General features: G+C 59.3%; 18 protein-coding genes and 1 tRNA gene. 10 read left to right on the top strand and 9 right to left on the bottom strand.

Annotation, left to right across the window (positions count from 1 at the left end; translation table 11 throughout):
• Positions 1–9: 9 nt before the first annotated feature.
• The 3 genes from K3728_00855 to K3728_00845 form a co-directional block, all read right to left on the bottom strand.
• Positions 10–663, bottom strand: coding sequence for a DUF4328 domain-containing protein (locus tag K3728_00855; protein UWQ95827.1), 654 nt, complete (start codon positions 661–663; stop codon positions 10–12).
• 3 nt (positions 664–666) lie between these two features.
• Complete coding sequence (locus K3728_00850) at positions 667–1,407, bottom strand: hypothetical protein (GenBank protein ID UWQ95826.1); 741 nt, start codon at positions 1,405–1,407, stop codon at positions 667–669.
• A 137-nt stretch (positions 1,408–1,544) separates the two neighbouring features.
• The gene (locus K3728_00845; GenBank protein ID UWQ95825.1) at positions 1,545–2,981 is read right to left on the bottom strand and encodes an NAD(P)-dependent oxidoreductase; all 1,437 of its coding nucleotides are present in this window, start codon (positions 2,979–2,981) and stop codon (positions 1,545–1,547) included.
• Positions 2,982–3,185: 204 nt separating this feature from the next.
• Between K3728_00845 and K3728_00840 the strand changes: the two genes are divergently transcribed.
• Positions 3,186–3,989 carry an undecaprenyl-diphosphate phosphatase gene (locus tag K3728_00840; protein ID UWQ95824.1) on the top strand — a complete coding sequence of 268 codons (804 nt, stop codon included), beginning with the start codon at positions 3,186–3,188 and terminating at the stop codon, positions 3,987–3,989.
• 6 nt (positions 3,990–3,995) lie between these two features.
• Here the strand turns inward: K3728_00840 and K3728_00835 are convergent, their stop codons facing one another.
• Complete coding sequence (locus tag K3728_00835) at positions 3,996–4,979, bottom strand: complex I NDUFA9 subunit family protein (protein ID UWQ95823.1); 984 nt, start codon at positions 4,977–4,979, stop codon at positions 3,996–3,998.
• Between the two features lie 150 nt (positions 4,980–5,129).
• Between K3728_00835 and K3728_00830 the strand changes: the two genes are divergently transcribed.
• The 9 genes from K3728_00830 (at position 5,130) to ptsN (ending at position 14,893) form a co-directional block, all read left to right on the top strand.
• A complete protein-coding gene (locus tag K3728_00830; GenBank protein ID UWQ95822.1) occupies positions 5,130–6,935 on the top strand; it encodes an autotransporter assembly complex protein TamA in 1,806 nt (601 codons plus the stop codon).
• Complete coding sequence (locus tag K3728_00825; GenBank protein ID UWQ95821.1) at positions 6,932–10,552, top strand: translocation/assembly module TamB domain-containing protein; 3,621 nt, start codon at positions 6,932–6,934, stop codon at positions 10,550–10,552. Before K3728_00830 ends, K3728_00825 begins: the two co-directional genes overlap by 4 nt.
• A 42-nt stretch (positions 10,553–10,594) precedes the next feature.
• Positions 10,595–10,681: transfer RNA gene (locus K3728_00820), tRNA-Leu, on the top strand.
• A gap of 422 nt (positions 10,682–11,103) precedes the next feature.
• Entirely contained in the window at positions 11,104–11,715 is a 612-nt protein-coding gene (locus tag K3728_00815; GenBank protein ID UWQ95820.1) for a ribonuclease D, read from the top strand.
• A gap of 35 nt (positions 11,716–11,750) precedes the next feature.
• Entirely contained in the window at positions 11,751–12,347 is a 597-nt protein-coding gene (gene lptC, locus K3728_00810) for an LPS export ABC transporter periplasmic protein LptC (protein UWQ95819.1), read from the top strand.
• 10 nt (positions 12,348–12,357) lie between these two features.
• Positions 12,358–12,840 (top strand): lipopolysaccharide transport periplasmic protein LptA, encoded by a 483-nt coding sequence (locus K3728_00805; GenBank protein ID UWQ95818.1) that lies wholly within the window; start codon positions 12,358–12,360, stop codon positions 12,838–12,840.
• Positions 12,840–13,589: an LPS export ABC transporter ATP-binding protein gene (gene lptB / locus K3728_00800; protein ID UWQ95817.1), complete on the top strand. Its 750-nt coding sequence runs from the start codon at positions 12,840–12,842 to the stop codon at positions 13,587–13,589. Before K3728_00805 ends, lptB begins: the two co-directional genes overlap by 1 nt.
• Positions 13,590–13,777: 188 nt before the next feature.
• A complete protein-coding gene (gene raiA / locus K3728_00795; GenBank protein ID UWQ97400.1) occupies positions 13,778–14,353 on the top strand; it encodes a ribosome-associated translation inhibitor RaiA in 576 nt (191 codons plus the stop codon).
• 75 nt (positions 14,354–14,428) lie between these two features.
• Positions 14,429–14,893 (top strand): PTS IIA-like nitrogen regulatory protein PtsN, encoded by a 465-nt coding sequence (gene ptsN, locus K3728_00790; protein UWQ95816.1) that lies wholly within the window; start codon positions 14,429–14,431, stop codon positions 14,891–14,893.
• On the opposite strand, the gene K3728_00785 is transcribed toward ptsN, so the two are convergent.
• Genes K3728_00785 through galU form a run of 5 tightly spaced genes read right to left on the bottom strand, consistent with a single transcriptional unit; the run spans position 14,890 to position 21,197 of the window.
• Positions 14,890–16,329: a sulfotransferase family 2 domain-containing protein gene (locus tag K3728_00785; protein ID UWQ95815.1), complete on the bottom strand. Its 1,440-nt coding sequence runs from the start codon at positions 16,327–16,329 to the stop codon at positions 14,890–14,892. The two genes, ptsN and K3728_00785, sit on opposite strands and share 4 nt — an antisense overlap.
• A 3-nt stretch (positions 16,330–16,332) precedes the next feature.
• Complete coding sequence (locus K3728_00780; protein ID UWQ95814.1) at positions 16,333–18,033, bottom strand: beta-1,6-N-acetylglucosaminyltransferase; 1,701 nt, start codon at positions 18,031–18,033, stop codon at positions 16,333–16,335.
• Positions 18,030–19,040, bottom strand: a complete 1,011-nt coding sequence (locus K3728_00775; GenBank protein ID UWQ95813.1) for a glycosyltransferase family 2 protein — start codon at positions 19,038–19,040, stop codon at positions 18,030–18,032. The genes K3728_00780 and K3728_00775 overlap by 4 nt, the downstream gene beginning before the upstream one ends.
• Before the next feature lie 23 nt (positions 19,041–19,063).
• Positions 19,064–20,290, bottom strand: a complete 1,227-nt coding sequence (locus K3728_00770; GenBank protein ID UWQ95812.1) for a glycosyltransferase — start codon at positions 20,288–20,290, stop codon at positions 19,064–19,066.
• 13 nt (positions 20,291–20,303) lie between these two features.
• Positions 20,304–21,197 carry a UTP--glucose-1-phosphate uridylyltransferase GalU gene (gene galU, locus K3728_00765; GenBank protein ID UWQ95811.1) on the bottom strand — a complete coding sequence of 298 codons (894 nt, stop codon included), beginning with the start codon at positions 21,195–21,197 and terminating at the stop codon, positions 20,304–20,306.
• Between the last annotated feature and the right edge of the window lie 29 nt (positions 21,198–21,226).

The following is a 21,226-nucleotide window of genomic DNA, read 5'->3' as shown; positions in this document are numbered from 1 at the left end:
TCATCCTCCTCAGGATTGAGAGCTTGCAGAGGCCTGCGCAGACGCGCGGGTCAATTGAAGAATTAGGTGTCTAAACAGCAATGCAGTGCCGATTGCGATGATGCTGGAGGCCACGTCGATCTGCGTCGATAGCCGGAAATCAGCGATGGAATCGGCGTTCATGTTGATCCGCATCGACCCTGTCGCAAGGGAGTTGCTCAATAGCCAGGCGAGCCACCAGATCAACGTCCAACCGGGCATCCCGTCGGTCAGTGATGGGTTGCCATGCAACCCGTTCCACGTCTGCCGCATCGCCCGGAACGGCATCACGAGGTTGGCGAACGGCACGAAGAACCAGCCAATGGACCAGCCCGGCGTGATCCGCCCCTCGGTGGGTGCAATCGCCTGCGCATTGGCCGCCGCGCGGTAAATCCACATGCCCGCCGCGATGTACGATCCCAACAACGCCAGCAAGAACAACGCACCAACCGCCGCGCCTGTCGTATCCACATCTGCTGCCGCTTGATCCATCTCAAGCTGATTCAGGTTTCCGGTCTCGATCAGTGTGTAGAAGCTGAACAGAGTCGAATAATGCCACAGCATCGCAACCTCTGCGACGCAGTAAAGCAGCAAGAACATCGCGGCGGCGTTGCCGGTTTTGCTTAGGTCATAGGGCAAATTCATCGCTCAGAACCTCGCCGGTAGAACGGTCGCGTCATTGCGCAGCCCGCTCATCACGTCGCCGCAGTCGTATTGCGGTTCCGTCGAAAGAAACCCCGGCTCTCCGGGCTCAGTGAATTCCATCGGGCTGTAATTGCCTTCGCGGACCTCGCCCGATGGGGTGGTGACTGTCTCTAACCCGCCGAAAAACAGGCCAAGGCGCGGGCTCACGAACTGGCTGCCCTCGGTCTCTCTCGGGCCAGCTTCGGTCTGCCATTGATAGGCGAATTCCGTGACCAGAAGCTCTTCCCCGTCCACGGTGACCTCTGCGCCGGTCAACGCGTCGAACCCGGTGTAGTCGCGCTGAAACACGCCTTCGGCCCGTTCTTCGCGGATCGAGAACACCATCGTGTCGCGGCCCGTTTCCAACAGCTCCGACATCGAAGCCGGGTCTTCCTCTGGCTCGATCAATGTGTCGGACGACCCACTGCGCAGGTTGAAGGCCCGCAACCAACGAAATTCCGTGTCCGTATAGCTCAGGTAGAACGCGCCTTCCTGATCCAACGTCACCCGCCAATGCGTCCCCTCCGGGTCCATTTCGCAGGTCCAATAATGCGCGATCAAGCAGGACCGAGATTGCACCGTCAGAAACGCCGTACACCCATCGGGCACCGCGAAGCCTTCGTTAACGCTCTGCGCCGTCACGGGCGTTGCGCAAAACGCGAACGCCAATGCAGTGTTAAGCATTTGGTAACGAATGGCGGGCATCAGGTCAGTCTTTCTGTCTTTGTTGGCCATCTTGGGCAGTTAAATTGATATACCATTGATATACGTGGCGCCGATCTGAGGGCGGGTGTTTTGGGTTCAAAATCGGAATTGATATACCATTGATATACCCGTTGGCGTCATTCCGCGGCGACCGTAGCCCCGGTGTGAACACGCTCCAGGATTGCTTCAGCGGCCTCTCGACCGTCCCGAATTGCCCAAACCACAAGGCTCGCGCCGCGGACGATATCGCCGACAGCAAAGACATTCGGCAGCACCGTTTCATGCCTGTGGTTTGCCTTTACAGTGCCCCAACGGGTCACTTCCAACTCGGGCGCGTCCCATAGAGTCGGGACATCCTCGGGCGAGAAGCCAAGCGCCTTGATAACCATATCCGCGTCTTCAACATAGTCAGCGTTTTCAATGACTTCGGGGCTTTGACGGCCCGTCTGATCCGGCGCGCCAAGGCGCATTTTCTGGACCATCACACCATTCACGGCTCCGACATGGTCGCTGAAGCCTTTGGGCGCGGAAAGCCAAACGAAATCAACGCCTTCTTCCTTAGCGTTCTGCACTTCGCGCATGGAACCGGGCATGTTCGCCTCGTCCCGGCGATACAGACATTTGACCGATGTGGCCCCCTGCCGCGTCGCGGTACGCACGCAATCCATCGCAGTGTCACCGCCGCCGATTACGACCACGCGCTTGCCTTCGGCGCTCAGCTCGCCGCTATCAAACTCGGGCACAGCATCGCCAAAAGACTTGCGATTTGAAGCAGTTAGATAATCCAACGCACGAATAATGCCGGTGCTACCGGAACCGGGGCCATCCAATTCGCGGGACTTGTAGACGCCCGTGGCGATAACAACAAAATCGTGCTTCTCGCGAATTTCCGCGAAGCTGATGTCGTCGCCGACATTGCAGTTGAGCACGAACTTCACGCCGCCATCTTCCAGCAATTGGTTGCGGCGCACGACCACGTTTTTCTCCAGCTTGAAGCCGGGGATGCCGTACATCATCAACCCGCCCGAGCGGTCGTAGCGATCGTAAACCGTCACCCGCAAACCGGCGCGGCGCAGCATGTCAGCGGCAGCCAAGCCACCGGGGCCCGCGCCGATAATCCCAACGGATTCAGACAGTTCCACCGCAGGCGCAATGGGCATGACCCAGCCGTTGTCCCATGCGGTATCGGTAATATATTTCTCGACCGAGCCGATGGTGACAGTGCCGTGACCGGATTGTTCGATCACGCAATTGCCTTCGCACAGACGGTCCTGCGGGCAGATGCGGCCGCAGATCTCGGGGAAGGTATTTGTCGCTTGCGAGATATCGTAAGCCTCCCGCAAACGCCCTTCCGCCGTCAGCTTCAGCCAATCGGGGATGTTGTTGTGCAAGGGACAATGGGACTGACAATAGGGCACGCCGCACTGGCTACAGCGCCCTGCCTGCTCCGCTGCTTTCGCAGTCGCATACTCGCCGTAAATCTCGGCAAAATCTTCTTTCCGCTGGTCCGCTTCCCGCTTTTGAGGCATTTCCTTGCCTACGGTCACGAACTTCAACATGGGTTGCTTAGCCACAACGCTTCCTCCGTCGATTGGAAGGCCCGTATAGCGGGGGATTCGGGGGATAAAAAGACAGTACTACTGACCTAAATTCAAGTGTTGCGCGAACAACAACTTCTAAGCGCGGTTAATAATTCGTAAATACGGCAGCATAGGTTACCTATTTAAGATTTAACCGTTTATATTCAATTTGTTACAATACTCACTCAGAGACGCGTCATGAGCCTCTACACTCTTCTCCTCCTTGCCCTTATCCAAGGTATCACTGAATTTTTGCCCGTTTCCTCCTCGGGTCACCTGATTCTTTTGCCGAATCTTCTCGGGACCGAGGATCAGGGACAGGCCATTGATGTGGCGGTTCACGTGGGCACTTTGGGGGCCGTGATCCTCTACTTCTGGCAGGACGTGAAAGCCGCCATTCTGGGCACACCACGCCTTCTAACCGGGCGCATCGACACGCCCGGCGCGAAGCTGGCATTTTTGCTGGTGATCGCGACGGTGCCGGTGATCGGGTTCGGCCTGTTTCTGGAGATTACGGGCATTTACGACAGCCTGCGCTCCATCGCGGTGATCGGCTGGACCATGCTGATTTTCGGCCTCGTGCTATATTGGGCCGACCAGAAGGGCAGCCACGAAAAGCGTAGCGAAGACTGGAACTTACGAGACGCCATCGTCATGGGCCTGTGGCAGGCCATCGCGCTGATACCCGGCACGTCCCGGTCGGGCATCACCATCACGGCGGCGCGGTATCTGGGCTATGATCGCGAAAGCGCGGCACGGGTGGCGATGCTGATGTCGATCCCCACGATCATCGCCTCGGGCGTCTTCGCAGGTGTCGAGGTGATCGCCACCGCCGACGCGCAAACCGCTCGCGACGGGGCTATTGCCGCGGCGCTGTCTTTCGTCGCGGCGCTAGGGGCGCTGGTTCTGATGTTCAAACTTCTGCGCAGCGTCAGCTTCACGCCCTATGTGATCTATCGAGTGATCCTGGGCGTGGTGCTGTTGATCGTCGCGTATACCTGAAAACGCTTAGGTTTCCCGCAGGTTCTTGGCGCTATCTTTGATGTCCGAGAACTGGCCCGAGGGACGGTAGGGCCAAAGGTAATCCTCCAACACAACATCCATCGATGTGGCGTGAATGCCCAGATCGGCCAGTGTTTGGGCATCATCCGCCACAACCGAATCTGTCTGCAAGCTACGCACCTGATCGCGGGTCAGGATGCTGTTACGGAAGAGTCCGCCCGTCATTTTTGACCCGAAATCGAGGGCAGAGCCCATAATCCCAGCCACAAAAAACGGGATATTCACGATCAAGCGGCGGCGGCGCACCACGTCCAGCATCTTCTGCATCAGCTCGCGGAAAGTTGCCGCCTCTGGCCCGCCAAGTTCGAACGTGCCGGTGGCTTCACCCTTCACGCCAAGAACGGCGGCTTGGGCGACATCGTCCACATAAACAGGCTGGAACCTAGTCTCTGCCCCAGCGATGGGCAGAACAGGTGTATTGCGCGACATGGCGGCGAAGCGGTTGAAGAACGCATCCTCTGGCCCGAAAATGATCGACGGGCGCAGGATCATCGCGCTTGGGAAGGCCTCCAGCACGGCGGCTTCGCCTTCACCTTTGGACTTGGCATACAGGCTTTCGCCGTCTGCATCCGCGCCAATGGCCGAGATGTGGACCAAGGATGTCGCACCCTCTTCCGCCGCTACTCGGGACACAAGCGCTGCGCCATCGTGCTGCACCGCTTGGAAATTGTTCTTTCCGCCCGCGTCGAACGTGCCGACGCAGTTAACCACCGCATCCGCCCCCCGGATCGCCGCGCGCACGCTGGCTTCATCGCGGATATTGGCAAGAATCGGCTCGACCTGTCCGACAACCCCGTAGGGCTTCACAAACAGAGCTTCATTTGGGCGGCGCACCGCAACGCGCACGCGCCAGCCGTCTTTGGCCATGCGGCGGGCGATATAGCGGCCGACAAAGCCGGAACCGCCGAAAATGGTGACGAGTTTAGCCATGGTCAGGCTCCTTCATTCGCGTCTCAGAAGTGGTGATACGTGGCTGCCCGATATGCGGCAAGGCGCAAAAGGTCTCAACTTTCCGCCGACGGAGGTGGAACTATTGCTTAACGGCTGGCGTTATCTTGAGAAGGATCGTACGAGAATCTTATGGGCAGCCGAATTTCCACCGCGTTTCTATGTGCAGCTTTCGCGTTATCTGGCGCGGCGCAAGCGCAGGATATTCAGCTAAATGCCCCCGGATTGGACGAGGATTTGCAGGATCGTCTGCGGGCCTCATCACTGTTGCTTCAAGAAACGGAAGAGCCCCGCACCGCCCAAGACCTGATCGCTGCCGCTCGGGCAGATTACGGGCGCATCGTGGCTGCGCTTTATGATGTGGGTTACTTCACCCCGGTCGTGCGCATTGATGCCGATGGCCGGGAAGTGGCACGCATTTCGCCGTTTGGCGCACCAAGGTCGATCAACCAGATCACCATCCGCGTTGACCCCGGCCCGGCGTTTCAGCTTGGCACAGCCGAAATTGGCCCTCTTGCCCGCGATACTGAACTACCTGACGAATTCCGCCCCGGCGGCGCTGCTTCAACCGGATTGCTGCAAGATACGGCGACCGCTGCTATCGGCGGTTGGCGCGCGGTTGGCTATGCCACGGCCGAGGTTGCAGGTCAGCAAATCACCGCCCGCAGCGCCGAGGCGATCTTGGATGTCCGCGTGCGCATCGCGCCCGGTCAGGTCGTGCAATTCGGCACGCTGCAACCCCAAGGCCAGGACCGGATGCGCGACGAACGTATCCTTGCTATCGCGGGCCTGCCCGAGGGTGAAACATTCTCTCCAGAAACACTCGAACGCGTGGAAGAACGCTTGCAGGACACTGGCGTCTTTTCGGCCATTGCTTTGCAGGAGGGTGAGGTCGGACCCGATGGCGTGATGAACATCGAGGCAACGCTGGTGGAAAATGAGCCGCGCCGTTTCGGTTTCGGAGCCGAGATTTCCACCGATGATGGTGCCTCGTTGAGTGCCTACTGGTTGCACCGCAACCTATTTGGCGGCGCGGAACGGCTGCGGATTGAAGGGGAGGTCAGCGGCATCGGCTCGGAAGGGCTGGAGTTTGAGGATATCGAAGAGGTAGAGGGCATCGACGCCTCCGTCGGGCTCCGTTTCTCGCGGCCCGCGACGTTCACACCCGATACCACCGCCTATTTCGGGATTGGGGCCGAATATCTGGACGAACCCGCCTACTCTCTCACCACGGTGGGCACGGAATTTGGGGTTGAGCATAACTTCAACCGCCGCCTGACAGGGTCGCTTGGTCTTGGTCTGGACTACTACGATATCGAAGATCAGTTCGGCGAGCGCCAAATCACCGTCCTGTCCGCCCCTGTGGGCCTGACCTGGGACCGCCGCGATGATCCGCTGGACGCGCGGGAGCTGTTCTATATTGACGGCACAGCCACCCCCTTCATCACGGATCAAGGCAGCGGCGGCGCGCGAGTTTATCTGGATGGGCGTGCCTACGTGGGCTTTGGTGAAGACAACGCCAGCCGTCTGGCTCTACGCGGGCAGTTAGGCAGTGTTTTTGGCGGTGACATCACCGACATTCCGCCCAACTTCCTGTTCTTCTCCGGCGGCGCGGGCACCGTACGCGGGCAAGAGTTTCAGTCCCTGGGGGCCACGCAGAACGGCCTAGATGCAGGCGGGCGCAGCTTTGCCGGCCTATCCACCGAGTTCCGCCAGGACATCGGCGACACGGATTTCGGTATCGTGGCTTTCGCGGATGCGGGTTTTATCGGCGCGGATGCGATGGGCGGGAACGGCGACTGGCACGCGGGCGCAGGTATCGGGGCGCGGTATGACACGCCCTTCGGCCCGATCCGCGTGGATCTGGCAACGCCGGTGCGCGGCGACGGCGTGGGCGAAGACCTGTTCATCTACATCGGCATCGGGCACGCGTTTTGATCCGGTTCCTACTGATCCTTTGCCTTGCGCTTTTCCCCGCGGTTGCGACTGCACAAGATGACGATGGCACAACTTTGTCTCGGTTTCTGGAAGACCAATTGTCCAACGGTGACGACCGGCAAGTGACAATCACCGGCTTTCGAGGCGCGTTGTCGTCTGAGGCCACGTTGGAGCGGATGACGATTTCTGACGCTGATGGCGTATGGCTGATCTTGGAGGACGCCGTTCTCGATTGGAACCGCTCCGCGCTTTTGTCCGGGGCATTGCAGGTGGAGGCCTTGACCGCCGCGAGGCTGGAGGTTGTCCGCCCGCCACTACCCGCCGAAGGGCTTGGCCTTGAGGATTCCGAAGCACAGCCCTTTTCCTTGCCTGAACTGCCTGTTCGGGTCGAAATTGGCACGATTGCGATCGAAGAAGTCGTCCTTGGCGCGCCCGTTATCGGATTGCCTGCCACCCTTTCCGTGGAAGGCAACGTCTTGCTCGCCGATGGCGCGGGCGAGGCGCAGATAACCCTTGATCGCCTTGATGGGGCCGAGGGGCAATTTGCCCTTGATGCAAGCTATGACAACGCCACCCGCGTGCTGGATCTGTCGCTGTTGTTGGAAGAAGCCGAAGGCGGCCTCGCGGCCGAGCTTTTGGGGCTTCCGGGCCGCCCGGACATTCGGTTGGCGATCGAGGGGAGCGGCCCCGTTGATGAATTCACTGCCCAGATTGAGCTGGCCACAGACGGGGAAGACCGGATCACCGGGCAGGTGATTTCGTCGGTTGGGGAAGGTGGTGACCAGTTAATTGTGGCCGATATTGGCGGAGATATCTCTCCGCTATTGCTGCCTGACTACCGCGAGTTCTTTGGCGATGATGTGCAGCTTCAGGCACAGGTGCGGCAGACTGCGACGGGCGAAACCTCGCTTGAGGCGCTGCGCCTTACCTCGGCCGCGCTGACGCTCCAAGGCGATGTGACCCTGGATGCCCGTGGCTTGCCGATGGATGTATCATTGCTCGGGCAAATCACACCGCCCGAGGGCGACACGGTCCGCCTGCCTGTTGGCGGCGTTGACGCCGAAATCGCCCGCGCCGGGCTCGCTATAATCTACGATCGCGCAGAAGGGGATAGCTACCGGCTACGTCTGGACCTTGATGCTTTGTCAGTGGACGATTTGGCCGTCGAAGACACCGCGCTGGACCTTCAAGGCACCGTCGGAATTTCCGCCACCGGGCTTGATGCAGCCACTTCGATGATTAGTGGCACGATGGCGGGCCTAAGCCACAGTGACCCCGCCCTTGCGCAGGCCTTGGGCAGCCGTGTTGATCTGGACGGGCAGATGTCTTGGGTCAACGGCGCGCCGATGATCCTTTCGGGCCTAAACATCCGGTCCGGTGACGTGACCCTAACGGGCAGCGCATCGGCGCGAACGGGGGAAGAGCGTCTTGATCTGGTGCTTGATTTGTCGGCAATGGCCAGCGATCTGACCCGCTTTGCCGCGCTGTCCGGGCAACCCTTGGAAGGCGCCGTTGATCTGGGCCTGTCGGGCACTGCCGAAGCCCTGTCTGGCGCGTTTGATCTGGCGATCAGTGGCACCGGGCGGGACTTGATACTGGCCGATGCCCTGCCCTCGCAGATCTTTGCTGGCGAAACGCTGTTGTCGGCCCAAGTGACACGGGACGAAACCGGGCTGTCGCTGAACGACCTTAGTCTCGAAAATGCAGAATTGAGCCTAACCGGGGCGGCTGACCTCAGCTCGGGCGATACGTCGGCCACCACCCGATTCCAGCTTCAGGATGTGGGCCTGTTTACCGCCCTCATGTCTGGGCCTGTCACGATTACCGCCGATGTGGCCCGAAGCGGCACATTGCCCTTTGATGTAACGGCCACGCTGACCGGACCGAACGCGATCCGGGCCGATGTCGCCGGAACCTTCAACGCCGATACCACCGATTTCGCCCTTGATCTTGATGCCTCCGCCGAAGGGTTGAACCTTGGTGACGCTGTCCCGCCGCAGCTGTTCGCCGGACGCACGACGCTGACAGCCACCGCCGTACGCGACGATGGGGTCCTGATCCTTTCTGATCTGTCGCTTTCCAACCCGGAGCTTTCCCTAAGCGGGGGCGCAAGCATCGGGCCGGACACCAGCCGCGCCGACATTGACGCGCGCCTGACAAACGTTGGCCTATTCACCGATGCCCTCTCTGGTCCGGTGAGCGGCACCGGGACGATCACCCGCAATGGCACGGACCCTTGGCAATTGAGCACGAACCTGAGCGGCCCCGGCGGCATGAACGCCGCGGTGAACGGGCGCGTCGGCCTGCCCGATGGCAGCGTTGATTTGACCGCGGCTGGTCAAGCACCGCTGGCGTTGGCGAACCGCTATATCGCCCCCCGCTCGATCCGGGGCACGTTGGGGTTCAACCTGTCTATTGAAGGACAACCGGGTCTTGGGGCGGTGTCGGGCTCGCTCAACATCAGCGGCGCGCGGGTTTCTGCCCCGACCTTCGCCGTCGCGATCGAGGATGTTGGCGTCTCGGGCCAGCTTTCCGGCGGGCGACTTTCGATCAACGGAAATGGCACGCTTTCCACCGGTGGGCAACTGAATGCGCAAGGGTCGATCAACTTGGCGAGTGCGGGGCTGGACGGCCAAATCTCCATCGGCCTGCGGGACGCCCGAATCGTCGATGCGACTCTTTATGAGGCGCGGATCACCAGCGCCAACCTTAGCGTTTCCGGCCCCCTCGCGCGTGGGCCACAGGTCAGCGGCACCGTCAACCTCGGCGAATCCGAGATTCGGGTGCCGGAGGCGAGCTTCTATGGCAGCGCCGCCATCCCCGAAATCACCTTCACCGGAGAGACTGCTGATCAACGCCTGACCCGGCGGTTTGCGGGGATGCTCGGCACGGCCGCCGGTAGCGCCAGTGGAAGCGTCACCACGGGGCTTGACCTGACGATCAACGCACCGGGGCGCATCTTCTTGCGCGGGCGCGGGATAGATGCGGAATTTGGCGGCTCTTTGCGGTTGTTTGGCACCACTGCCAACATGATCCCGACCGGACAATTTAACCTGATCCGTGGACGGCTATCCGTTCTGGGGACACGGCTGGACTTCACCGAAGGATCCGCGACGCTACAAGGCAGTTTTGACCCTTTCCTGCGCCTTGCCGCCACGTCGCGCGCCAGCGGCTACGAGATCACCATCAGCGTGATTGGCGCCGCCTCCAGCCCGGAAATTACCTTCTCCTCCAGCCCGTCCCTGCCCGAAGATGAGGTGCTTGCGCAGCTTCTTTTCGGGCGCTCTGTCTCGGGCCTGTCTCCGTTGCAGCTTCTGCAATTGGCCGACGCCGCCACGTCGCTGGCGGGCGGCTCCACCAACTCTGGCTTTATCGCGGGCCTGAGAGAGGGGCTTGGCCTCGACGATCTGGATCTGAGCACCGATGATGAGGGCAACGCAGCCGTGACCGCAGGGCGCTATCTATCCGACAACATTTACACCGACGTGACCATCAACGCCGAGGGCGATGCTGATCTGTCCCTGAACATTGATCTGACCCCAAACATTACTGCCCGTGGCTCTGTCGGATCGGGGGGAAACAGCTCGATTGGCATCTTCTTCGAGCAGGACTATTGACGCCCTCGCAAAGCGCCTATATCAGCCGCTCTCACGACACCTGCCCAGGTGGCGGAATTGGTAGACGCGCTAGCTTCAGGTGCTAGTATTGGCAACGATGTGGAGGTTCGAGTCCTCTCCTGGGCACCATTTCTCTCTCGCCGACAAGTTCGCGCTGACAGAGGTCGATACACTCCCTCTCCGCTATCAGAATAACTGGATGATTTGCTAATGCGTGTCGCGGGGTGTGGGGCGGAATGCTGTCGTTTGCCGGGCCAAGGCCGATGATCGGTCAGAGGTCCGCGGTGCCCGCAAGACAACCTTGTTCATGTGGCCTGTGTCGACCAAGTGAATCGAGGATCATCACACTGCATACCAGACGCTGCTCCGAGCACGTTCACCGCGCCCTTGGGGCATTTTTTACTGGTAGTTTTGCCTGCTGATGTATAGCTCGGCATGTAGTTTAGAGGCATTTCCACGGCGCTCAGTCTTTCATGTTCTGCCGATCCATGGCCTCCCTAAACGCGCGGGGCTGCCCCCGCTGACCTGAAATTTCAATCGCGGGGCATCCGATGACCAACACTCTCTACCAGAACGACCTTCCCGATGGCCTGCAACTAGGCCCCATCGTCGCCATTGATTGCGAAACGATGGGCCTGCATCCGCACCGCGACCGCCTTTGCGTGATCCAATTGTCCGACGGCGACGGCAACGCGCATCTGGTGCAGGTCGCCAAAGGTCAGACCGAAGCACCCAACCTTTGCGCCCTTCTGGAAGACCCGAACACCCTGAAGCTGTTCCACTTTGGTCGCTTCGACATCGCCGCGATGTATCACGCTTTCGGTGCCCTGACGGCGCCGGTCTACTGCACCAAGATCGCCTCCAAGCTGGTACGGACCTATACGGACCGTCACGGGCTGAAGAATCTGTTGCAGGAGCTTTTGTCGATCGACATCTCGAAGCAGCAGCAATCGTCGGACTGGGGCGCGGATGCGCTGACCGACGCGCAAGTGGCCTATGCCGCCTCGGACGTGTTGTACCTGCACGGCGTGAAAGAGAAGCTGGACGTGATGCTGGCCCGCGAAGGCCGGACCGAGATGGCGCAGGCGTGTTTTGACTTTCTGCCGATGCGCGCCAAACTAGATTTGGCAGGCTGGCCCGAAATGGACATTTTCAGCCACTAAAGCGCTTTGTAGAACCGCTCGAAGGATGTGATCCCGTGGCACGCGATAACCTTTATTCCAAAACTGTGGTCTGGGTGAAAATCACCCTGCCCCTGATCGCGCTTGCCCTCTTATCCTCGATCTTTCTTCTGTCCGGCACACCCGACCCCGACGCCGCCCTCGCCTACACCGAGGTCGACGTGAACCAGATTGAGCGCGAGCAACGTGTAAGCGAGCCGCGCTTTGCTGGCGTTATGGGCGACGGCCAAGAGATCGTGTTAACCGCGCAAGCCGTCACCACGGGCGTTGAGGCCACCGATAGAATTCGCGCCGAAACCATTGACGGGCGTATGGATTTAAGCGCGACCGACTACATGACGATCCAAGCCGCGTTCGGAGAGTTCGACATGGCCGCGCAGATGGCCACATTCACCGACGATGTCGTGCTGCAATCATCCCTAGGCTACCGCATTCAAAGCGAAACCATGGTGATGGCGCTGGATGTCATCAACATGCGGTCCCCTACCCCCGTGCACGCCACCGGCCCCGGCATAGATGTGACCGCCGACACCATGGAAGTCACAGGTCCGCAAGGGGAAACAATCCTCCGTTTCAACGGCGCCGTCCGAGTGCTATATGAACCCCAAAGTTAAAGGGTCGCCCATGCACCGTATTTTTGCCCTGTTGGGCCTGTTTCTTCTTTTTGCAACGCCAGCTTCGGCGCAGGTGAACATCGGATTTGGCGGCGTCAGCTACGACGAACGCCAACCAGTGGAGGTCACAGCCGACGGCTTGACCGTGGATCAAACCACGGGCGAGGCCGTTTTCACCGGCAATGTGATCGTTGTCCAAGGGGATCTACGCATGGCCGCCGGGGCGGTTCGCATCCTGTACGGCACCTCCGGCACGCAAGATGTCAGCGAAGTCATCGCCACCGGCGGCGTTCTCGTGACCCGAGGAACGGACGCGGCCGAAGGCGCGCAAGCAAGGTTCGAGGTCGCTTCGGCCCTGTTGACCCTGTCAGGCAGCGTATTGGTGACCCAAGGCCAAACCGCCATCGCGGGCGATAGCATGGTCGTCAACATGCGCACCGGCAACGGGTCCGTTGATGGGCGGGTGCGGACCGTGCTTGGCGGCACTGAGTAATGGCTTTGAACGTCACAGAAGGCTCTGCCGGGCTGCGCGTTGAGCGGTTGCGTAAAAGCTACCGCAAGCGCCCGGTGATCCGCGACGTGACGCTGGAATTGAACCGGGGCGAAGTTGTCGCCCTGCTTGGCCCCAATGGCTCGGGCAAAACCACCAGCTTTTATTGCATCGCCGGGCTTATCACGCCCGATGGCGGACGGGTCACGATTGATGGCCAAGACGTCACCCTGTTTCCCATGTATCGCCGTGCCCGCGCCGGGGTAGGCTATCTGCCGCAAGAAATGTCGATTTTTCGCGGCTTGTCAGTAGAAGACAACATCATGGCAATCCTGGAAGTGGTGGAGCCTAAGCGCAAGAAGCGGCGTGATCGGCTGGAAGAACTGCTGTCAGAATTCTCCATCGAGCACCTGCGCCGTGCGCCCGCGCTGTCGCTGTCTGGTGGCGAACGTCGGCGGGCTGAAATTGCACGATGCCTTGCCTCTAACCCGCGATATGTTCTTTTGGATGAACCTTTTGCCGGTGTGGACCCGATTGCGGTGGGCGATATCCGCGCGTTGGTGGCCGAACTCAAGACCCGTGGCATTGGTGTGCTTATCACTGACCACAACGTACAAGAGACTCTGGCCATCGTGGACCGGGCTTATATCTTGCACGACGGCGTTATCATCATGTCCGGCACCGCCGACGAGGTGGTCCGCGATGAGAACGTGCGCCGGGTCTATCTGGGCCAGTCGTTTAAAATCACCTGAACCAATTCCATTGACACAGGCCCCCGATTCCTCGTCTGATACGAGGGATGGTTGCGATCGCTTCATCTCTTAGTGCCCGGCACGGAAAGCCGAAGTTTCGACTTCCCCAGCGCACTCTCAATGACATTCAAAATCATCATGTTAACAAGCACGACACAGCGTCGTGTGACCACAAAACCGGAGGTTACATGCGGTATCAGATCAGCGGAAAACAGATCGAAATTGGCCAAGCTCTGCAAACCCACGTGCAGGATAATCTTGGCAGCATTGCCCAAAAATACGCCGAGCGGCCAACGGACGCGACGGTCATCTTCTCTAAATCCGGGCCGGAATATGCTTGTGAAACCACCGTCCATCTGTCGACCGGTCTGACCGCCTCTGCCAAAGCTCATGCCCATGAGATCTACGCCGCGTTTGAAGCGACCGCCGACAAACTTGAGAAGCAACTAAGGCGATACAAGAGGCGCCTAAAAGATCACCACAAAGACCGGACGACCCCCATTGATGTCTATGGCGGTGCCTCGTATATCCTCGCCTCACCGGAGACCGAGGATGAGACGGCCGAGCCTGATACGCTCCAGCCGATCATCGTGGCCGAGATGGAGACCAAGATTCCATCCCTGTCCGTCGGCGAAGCGGTGATGCAAATGGAAATCGCGGGAGCGCCAGTTCTGGTGTTTCGCGAACAGGGGCATGGCCGGGTGAACGTGGTCTACCGCCGTGAAGACGGCAACATAGGCTGGGTTGATCCAGAGACGAGTTAACTAATCTGGCTCAGGGGCAGGCATCTGCCCCGAGCCGACACTTGGCGGCCATAGTCGCCCGTGGGGAGATACGGAATGGACCTTTCATCGTTGCTGACGCCCGAGGCTGTCAGAGTTGTTGGCGATGTCAGCAGCAAGAAGCGCTTGATCCAGTCGGTCTCTGAAATCGCGGAAACGCTGGTTGATGTGCCCACCCATCGAATCTTTGAAGCCCTGCAAGAACGCGAAAACCTTGGGCCGACCGGTGTGGGCCAAGGCATCGCCCTGCCCCATGCCCGCCTGGCTGAGCTGGATCACGTTGTGGGTGCCTTCGTGCGCCTGGAGCGACCCATCGACTTTGACGCTGCCGATCGTCAGCCGGTGGATCTGGTGTTTGTGCTTCTGGCGCCGCTGGAATCCGGTGTGGATCACCTCAAAGCTCTGGCTTTGGTCGCACGCACCCTGCGCAACCCTACCCTTTGCGCGAAATTGCGGGCCAACAACGACCCGCTCGCGCTATTCGCCCTTCTGACTGAAGGCGAGGCGACACAGGCGGCTTAACCGGGCCGCTTGTTCCACCTTGGAAACCCAAATCCGATGTAGTCGCGCCGATACGTGTCAATTAGCGCCTGCTCGATCTTGCCGTCGTACACAGACTTGAGCGTATGGGCCCCAGGCATCGCTTCGCCAACAACCTCTGGCACATCTTCCACACCGACCTGCCGGGCCAAAGCGGGCAATGCGTCCTTCATCTGTTCTTCATGGATCACCGCTTGCGGCACCATGACCGAGGATATGCCCTGCAAAATAGCCGTTTGCGTCGCCCACGCCTGATCCACGCGCACGCTGGTCTGGCCCGCCAAATTACCCTTCAGAAACCCGATGAACCCTTGGAACGCAGCTTTCTGTTCCGCCTCGGACCAATCGGGACCGGGGGCTTTGTTCGGCATCGGCACCTTGTAGCGCTGCCGTAGTGTCTTGCGCGGATCGGCATAGGCGGGGCGATCGTCGGGCAGAATGAACCGGTTGAACACGCAGTAGGCCCGCGCGACCGGATGGCGCAACACGGTGAAACTGCGGAACCCGGGGTTATCCTTCATCCATTGGCGCAGCTGCTTCTGGCTCATTTTGCGGATCAGGGCATCTTTGCCCACACCGCCAAGCTCTCCCATCCAGTTTAGCACCGAATTTTCCGGCGCGCCTTTGATCGGGCAGAACAGCAAACCAAGGGTGGGGTGAGCCACAAAGTTGGGCACCTGCGCGGCGCGCTCCGGCTCTAACTCAGGGGAACGATCAAGCCCGAAGCGGTCCAGATCGCTTAAGGCGCTGACCATTTCATCGTAGTTTTCCACCTTATCGCGCAGGGGCGCGGGGTTTTGCTTTTTCAACTTCTTAGAGGTCGCATCGACGCGTTCTTCCGAGCCCAGAAACGCCGCCAAACCGTTCAGCATTTCGGGGTCGTTGATATCCTCGTAGCGGACTTGAAACGCCACTTGCCCGGTCTTCTGCAACCCCTGACGCAGACGCTCTTGGAAGGGTAGAAGCGCGTCTAACAGCTCTCCGAATTCGGGCGTGTCGAAGCGGATCTTCGCGGTCTTCGCATGCTTCATGTCGGTCAAACGCCACTGCCCCGTGGCGCTGGCAATCTTGCGGCTGACGTAGCTGTCCAACGGATTTCGTGTGAGGATCACCTTGGCAATGCGCGGGTCGGGCAGCACCCGTTCCACCACGCGGTCATCGTGGTCATGAAACAGTCGGAAGCCGGGCAGCCCTTCGCCGTTTTCGATAATCGCCTCTAACAAGCCCAACGGGTCTTGTTCGCGCCTATCCATGTCGTAGCCATACATCTCGAACGTGTTGTGATGGCCAAGGAAGGTGGGATTATAAACCTCCCCCAAACAATTGATGTCGGGGAAATTATTCAGGCTATCTTCGAGATAGTTCGAACCTGTCCGCATCTCGGCAAACAAAACGAAAGCATCAAAACGGCGGGTCATACTTTATCTCACCAAATAGGGGCGATTGTCGGCGCCAGACGGCGGAGGCGCCACGCCTTCTTGCGGGAAGTCACCGACGGCAAAGGGGTTCATTCCTTGGTTCTTTAGGTTTTGCAGGAACTTGGGCAAACCATCGAGGTTTGTCATCCGGGGCGCTTCCGTCAGGCGCGATGCCTGCGCGCCCTCCATCGCATCAAGGATACGTTGCAGATTTTCCATCGGCTCTTCCAGAAACTCGGCCAAGGACCAGATCCGAATTTCCGCCCGTGAACGCACATGGCGCAGGGTGTTCACGAACTCTACCTCTCGGCGCTGCAATCGCGCAGCTTCGGTACGGATATCGCCGAAATTCCGGTTCGCGGTGAACAAACGCACAGCCCAACCGCCGGTAATCACGCTGATCTGCGCATTGCTATCGGACGCCATGAACGCGCCGGGACGTTGGTTATCTTGTGGGCCGTACATGAACACTTGTCGTTCGCCACGGGTGTTCCAAATCAGGTTCGTCAGGAACCGTTCAGGATTGTAGTCGCGCAATTCCGGCGCGGCGGACAGGCAGCCGGCATAAGTGTCAGCATCGCCCGCAAAACGCACCCGCTTGGGATCAAAGATGTTGCCATGAACGCTGGACCCCAAGCGGCGCGACAGCCACGGCTCAAAATCCAAAAACAGGTCATTGAAGCCCTGTAACACCGAATAAGGCGCAGCCGTCTTGCCGTTTTCCCAATCGTTGTTGGGGTAGCGGGACTGCATATAGAGACCTGGCCGCCCCCGTGTCCGACGCTCCAGCGCCTTGGCGAAAACCCGGTCAATCTTGCCCGGCGTCGGCTCCGCCCGGCGCACATTCGCCCCTTCTTCCCCCAAGAACGTCCCATAAAGTCGATCCGCCCGAGGCCAAATCTTACGCGCCACAAAGCAATCTGACCGCCGCAACAGATGCAGGTGATCGTCGTAGAACACATGGGGTTTGCCCTGAAAATCGAACTTCGACAGCGTCAAAGACCGGCTTTCGATGTTGCGGGAGTAGTTGCGCACAAGGGTTTGGTAATAGCTTTCGTCGGGAATCCAGACGCGCTTGAAGAACCGGTCGAACTCCACCCGTTTCGGGTCTTGCAGGATGGCCGACAGCGTTTGCCGAGACAGGCACCACCATTGACTACCCAGATGCGGCAACAGCCCATCCGGCATTTTTCGCCGAAACCCGATGTTGCGCTGGAACTCTACATAGCGATCAAACAGGAAACGGTGCCGCTTCCACGAGAATGGGAACCGCAGTTGGAAGCGTTCGCTGTTCAGCCCATCCACGGTCCAATCCACATCGCGAATCGTGACGCTTTCGATGAAGTCCGTCATCGGACGCGCGGCCAGATAGGCCCGCAATTCATCCACCGGGCGCAGAGGCAAGCACGAACCTGAGGCTAGGTAGACGTGTCGGACGCCTGGAAATTCCTCCAGCATCACCTCGGCCCCGGTCTGGCTGGCCTGCACAAGGCTCCAAGTGCCCCACTCACACTTATGGCGCTTGCTGAACCGCACGTTTTCAAGGTCCGAAAGCTCTCGCTTCAGCCATGTGTTCTTGCTGCTGGCGACTCGTTTATCGAGGTGGATCACGACGGGGCAATCGCGTTCCGCCCAATGACGCGCAACCTCTGCCGCGCGGTCCAGCGCGGTGTGGCACATCATCACAAAGCCCAAAGTGCTCATGCCCAATTGCCTTTCGACATCAGGCCAAGGATCTCTAACTGGCGCCAGTTGATGTATTTCTCGGACCATTTGGACCAGAAATCAGGGTTCTCCTTCAGCCCTTCCGCATAGGCTTTGTATTCTGCGGAGGCGGCGTAATGCTCGCTGCGGGAGAGTTCTTCTTTTGCCTTAGCGCCGAATGTATCCAGAAACTTTGCGTGTAGCAGCACGCCTGAAGCTTTCTCTCCGCCCCATTCGTCGTAGACGTGGTTCAACCCGCGTGGCAGCAGCATGTGCGTGGACGAGGCATAGGTGTAGTGTTTCTGCCAATGGACCAGCGGCGTCTTGTTCAACGCAGGCGCACGTTCAGGGTTATCACTGAAGAACGCCCGCGCCCTGGGACCGCCCTGAATCCAAAGGTTGCCATATTCCCAGTTCCGCGTAACCGAGTAGTTTCCCGCATCGAACCAACAGGCAATCTCGAACGGATTTTGCCCCTCTCGGTAAGGCTGCGCGTCGATGGAGCCTTTGGGGTACATATCCAGCAACATCGCCCCGAATGACTTGATTGAAGAGGCATCCAACCAATCCGTCAGTGCCGGAATGGGGCGGGTATCGCTGAACGGATAGACAAGGAATTCATCGGGATCGACGGTCAAACACCAATGTTTGTGCCCGTACAACCGCAGCAAGCGGTTGATCCAATCCATCCCGAACCGCGACCGCTTATAGCTTTCGTCGGTCCACCAAACGGAGCAATCAGGTTGTTCGGCCAGATATTCCCGTGTGCCGTCGACGCTGTCATTGTCCACGAAAAAGAAATGATTAACGCCTCGGTCCCGATAATAATTCAGGAAGTACTTCAGGCGCACCTGCTCATTGCGCAGGGTGCAGAACAGCAGGATATCCTTGTCCTTAACCGTATCCGTGCGGTCGACAACACTTTCCAGCCCGCGGGATTTACGCCACGCGCGCACAAGGAAACGTTTGCGTTCAAGGCGCAAACCGTACCGCTTGATCGCTTTCATGGGCGGCCTTTCCTGCTCGGCGTTTAGGTGGCTTCTGCCACCGAATTAAAGTGCTCTGCCCAAGTGGCTACCTTCAAGGAGGTTAACTCTGGCCTTGGAGCATTATCGTATAAGTGTTGTTTAATCGTTTCCGCCCAAGGATACGCCTCGTAACTGTCCACGTAAACGGCACAATCACCAAGAGTTTCCCAGAAAACCGGGAGGTTAGAGCATATGGGCACCGCCCCCGCCATTGCGGCTTCCAGCGGCGGGTAGCCATAGCCTTCCGTGATGGAGGGGAACAGAAGCGCCGTGGCCCTTGCCAGCTGGTCCTGAACGGCCGTGTCGTCCAGCAAGCCGTGGGGGCCATTCAATGTGATTTTGATGCCGTAAAGCGGGTGGCTCACCAGCCGTTCCATCAACGCATCCACCTTCCATCCCGTGGCCCCGATGATATGCAAGCGCGGCACCTTTTCCGCCGGAAGTTCTGCCGCCAATAGGTCCCACACATCCAACATAAGCGCGTGGTTCTTCCGTGCTTCGATCGTGCCGAGCATCACGAACAGATCGGGCTCCCGCTCCAGATCGTTTGGCGCGTCCCAAGGGTCAATACCAAGGGGCGCGGTAATCCGGTGGGGTGGCATCGCTTGCCCGGCCCAATAGTCATCCAGACTGTCCGAGGTCGCCTGAGAATTCGCAATCACATGGGTGGCGAAGGTCCGAACCCTCTCAACCCGGCCCGCGAAATTCTGCGGCTGGCTATCGGCCACATAGGCGGGATGGGTCAGGGGGATCAGGTCGTGGATCATCACCATCACCCTTGCACCCTCAACCGCGCGGAATGCGGACAACGTGGCAAGGGACAGGTTGGAATGGCCAACATTGATGTAGCTCAGGTCATTATTCGGACCCCTCGCGATCATCGCGGGCAGGCCTTTGGCGGTGCACCTATCTATGGCGACTTCGCGCAGGGCCGCTTCTGCCCGGTGACGGGGGCGGTTGCCGCGAAACGTCATCTTTGACAGCAAATCAGCCGTGCCAAGCGGGCGGGTGCCCTCCACCATTTCAAGCAAGCGTCTACCGCCAACGTGATCCAGCCGCAGATACCCCCGCGTCGTGCGGCACAGATAGCTTTCGCACCCGGCAGCGACTGCTTCACGTAAATATGCATGTTCGACCCGGTCGATACCCGTCAACGCCCCGCGCCCGACACGCGTCAACAGACGCGTCACGTCTAACCAAAGGCAAGGGATGTCGGCAAACACGCGCATCCCGAACGCCGCCTTATTGCGCGGCGCTACGGATCGACATCATGTCCGCCAGATAATCCTGGAACTCGTCCTTCAGATCATCGCGGGCCAGACCAAAGGCCACAGTGGCTTGCAAGAAGCCAGCCTTAGAACCGCAATCAAACCGCTGTCCCTTGAACCGGTAGCCGTACACGTTGTCCGCGCTGGATATCTCTTGAGCGATGGCGTCCGTCAGCTGAATTTCACCGCCAGCACCGGATTTGATCTTGTTGAGGTGGCCCATCACGTCGGGCGACAGGATGTAGCGCCCGATCACGGCGAGGTTTGACGGAGCATCGCCCGGCGCGGGTTTCTCTACCATGCCTTTGACCGACACGACCGAGCCCATGTCTTCCTTCACATCCAACACCCCGTAGGCCGAGGTCTTGTCGTCCGGCACTTCCATCGCCGCAACCATGTTGCCGCCGAGTTCCGCGTGGGCTTCCACCATTTGCTGAAGACAGGGTGTTTCTGCAGCGATCACGTCATCAGGCAGGATTACGGCAAAGGGCTCATTCCCCAATAGGCGACGGGCGCACCATACAGCATGACCCAGACCCAACGCCTTATGCTGGCGCATGTAAGCAATCGCGCCACTGTCCATGTTGGTGTTTTTCAGCATCTCCAACATCTCGGTCTTACCCTTCTTGCGAAGCGTATTCTCAAGCTCGGGCGAATGGTCGAAATAATCTTCCAGCGCGGATTTCCCACGGCTTGTCACAAAGATGAACTCTTTGATGCCAGCGGCGCGGGCTTCATCAATCGCGTATTGAATGAGGGGTCGGTCCACCAACGTCATGATCTCTTTCGGGATCGACTTTGTGGCCGGAAGGAAACGGGTTCCAAGTCCAGCGACCGGAAAGATCGCCTTGGTTACTTTCTTTTTCATACCTAGCCTCTTGTGTGCAGCACCCCGTT

The sequence above is a fragment of the Rhodobacteraceae bacterium M385 genome, assembly GCA_025141835.1.
Lineage (GTDB): Bacteria > Pseudomonadota > Alphaproteobacteria > Rhodobacterales > Rhodobacteraceae > Gymnodinialimonas.
This window is presented reverse-complemented; position numbering and strand designations above follow the sequence as displayed.

What these genes read in the sequence shown, in the direction of transcription:
- K3728_00855 (UWQ95827.1), bottom strand. Translation starts at nt 663, where the DNA reads ATGAATTTGCCCTATGACCTAAGCAAAACCGGCAACGCCGCCGCGATG.
- K3728_00850 (UWQ95826.1), bottom strand. Translation starts at nt 1,407, where the DNA reads ATGCCCGCCATTCGTTACCAAATGCTTAACACTGCATTGGCGTTCGCG.
- K3728_00840 (UWQ95824.1), top strand. Translation starts at nt 3,186, where the DNA reads ATGAGCCTCTACACTCTTCTCCTCCTTGCCCTTATCCAAGGTATCACT.
- K3728_00835 (UWQ95823.1), bottom strand. Translation starts at nt 4,979, where the DNA reads ATGGCTAAACTCGTCACCATTTTCGGCGGTTCCGGCTTTGTCGGCCGC.
- K3728_00830 (UWQ95822.1), top strand. Translation starts at nt 5,130, where the DNA reads ATGGGCAGCCGAATTTCCACCGCGTTTCTATGTGCAGCTTTCGCGTTA.
- K3728_00815 (UWQ95820.1), top strand. Translation starts at nt 11,104, where the DNA reads ATGACCAACACTCTCTACCAGAACGACCTTCCCGATGGCCTGCAACTA.
- K3728_00805 (UWQ95818.1), top strand. Translation starts at nt 12,358, where the DNA reads ATGCACCGTATTTTTGCCCTGTTGGGCCTGTTTCTTCTTTTTGCAACG.
- lptB (UWQ95817.1), top strand. Translation starts at nt 12,840, where the DNA reads ATGGCTTTGAACGTCACAGAAGGCTCTGCCGGGCTGCGCGTTGAGCGG.
- raiA (UWQ97400.1), top strand. Translation starts at nt 13,778, where the DNA reads ATGCGGTATCAGATCAGCGGAAAACAGATCGAAATTGGCCAAGCTCTG.
- ptsN (UWQ95816.1), top strand. Translation starts at nt 14,429, where the DNA reads ATGGACCTTTCATCGTTGCTGACGCCCGAGGCTGTCAGAGTTGTTGGC.
- K3728_00785 (UWQ95815.1), bottom strand. Translation starts at nt 16,329, where the DNA reads ATGACCCGCCGTTTTGATGCTTTCGTTTTGTTTGCCGAGATGCGGACA.
- K3728_00780 (UWQ95814.1), bottom strand. Translation starts at nt 18,033, where the DNA reads ATGAGCACTTTGGGCTTTGTGATGATGTGCCACACCGCGCTGGACCGC.
- K3728_00775 (UWQ95813.1), bottom strand. Translation starts at nt 19,040, where the DNA reads ATGAAAGCGATCAAGCGGTACGGTTTGCGCCTTGAACGCAAACGTTTC.
- K3728_00770 (UWQ95812.1), bottom strand. Translation starts at nt 20,290, where the DNA reads ATGCGCGTGTTTGCCGACATCCCTTGCCTTTGGTTAGACGTGACGCGT.
- galU (UWQ95811.1), bottom strand. Translation starts at nt 21,197, where the DNA reads ATGAAAAAGAAAGTAACCAAGGCGATCTTTCCGGTCGCTGGACTTGGA.